Source organism: Streptomyces sp. NPDC002130 (assembly GCF_040296465.1).
Lineage (GTDB): Bacteria > Actinomycetota > Actinomycetes > Streptomycetales > Streptomycetaceae > Streptomyces.
Map to the genome: position 1 here is coordinate 1 of NZ_JBEOXI010000954.1, position 1,280 is coordinate 1,280.

General features: G+C 62.3%; 1 protein-coding gene. It reads left to right on the forward strand.

Annotation, left to right across the window (positions count from 1 at the left end):
* Nucleotides 1-158: 158 nt before the first annotated feature.
* Nucleotides 159-1,280 (forward strand): formamidase (gene fmdA, locus ABT116_RS47355; RefSeq protein WP_351647585.1); only part of this gene is annotated, 1,122 nt, incomplete at its 3' end.

Here is a 1,280-nt window from a genome sequence, read left to right on the forward strand (position 1 = left end):
GCCAGCGACTTCCGGCCCTCGCCCAACTGCTCGGCGTTCTCGTACACGTCGAACACCGCAAGCTACCTCGCCCCTGAGCGAAATCTTCGCGAGCCCCGATCCGACACGAAAATCCTGCCGCCACGAGTTTTCCGTTTCGTCGAGAATGAGGAGTGCATATGCCTGAACTGCTGTTTCCACTCGATTCCGCCAAGAAATTCACCGACCAGGAAATCGTCGGCCACAATCGGTGGCACCCGGACATCCCCGCGGCGGTGACGGTGAAACCCGGCGACTCGTTTCGTGTCCATTGCCGCGAATGGTTCGACGGCGCCATCCACAACGACGACTCGGCCGACGACATTCTCAATGCACCGCTGACGACTGTCCACACGCTGTCCGGCCCCTTTGCCGTCGAAGGCGCAAAGCCCGGCGACCTCTTGATCGTCGACATCTTGGACATCGGGCCTATCCCCCAAGAGGATTCGGGTCCGTTGGCCGGTCAAGGCTGGGGTTACACCGGCATCTTCCCACGGAACAACGGCGGCGGCTTCCTCACCGAACAGTTCCCCGACGCGTACAAGGCCGTCTGGGACTTCTCCGGGCAAACGGCGACGTCGCGCCACATTCCGCACGTCTCGTTCACGGGCATCGTCCACCCAGGACTCATGGGCACGGCTCCGTCGGCAGCCTTGCTCGCCAAGTGGAATGCCCGCGAGGGAGCCCTCATTGCCACCGATCCCAATCGGGTTCCCCCGCTTGCCCTTCCGCCTGAGCCCCGCGATGCAGTACTGGGAACCTTGACCGGCGACGAGTACACACGCGTGGCCGGCGAGGCGGCCCGCACCGCTCCCCCGCGCGAGAACGGCGGAAACCAGGACATCAAGAATCTCACCAAGGGCAGCCGAATCTTCTATCCGGTATTCGTGGACGGCGCGAATCTGTCGGTGGGCGATCTCCACTTCTCCCAGGGCGACGGTGAGATCACATTCTGCGGCGCCATCGAAATGGGCGGCTTCATCGATCTTCGTGTGGACATCATCAAAGGCGGCATGGATACCTACGGCGTTTCCGAGAACGCCATCTTCATGCCGGGAAACACGGATCCGCAGTATTCCGAGTGGCTTGCGTTCTCGGGCACTTCCGTCACACTCGACGGCGAGCAGAAGTACCTGGATTCACATCTGTCGTACCAGCGTGCGTGCCTGCATGCGATCGAGTACCTGACCAAGTTCGGGTACGCGCCCGAACAGGCGTACCTGCTGACTGCTGCCGGTCTTCGAGCGGATGGTCGAGGAGGG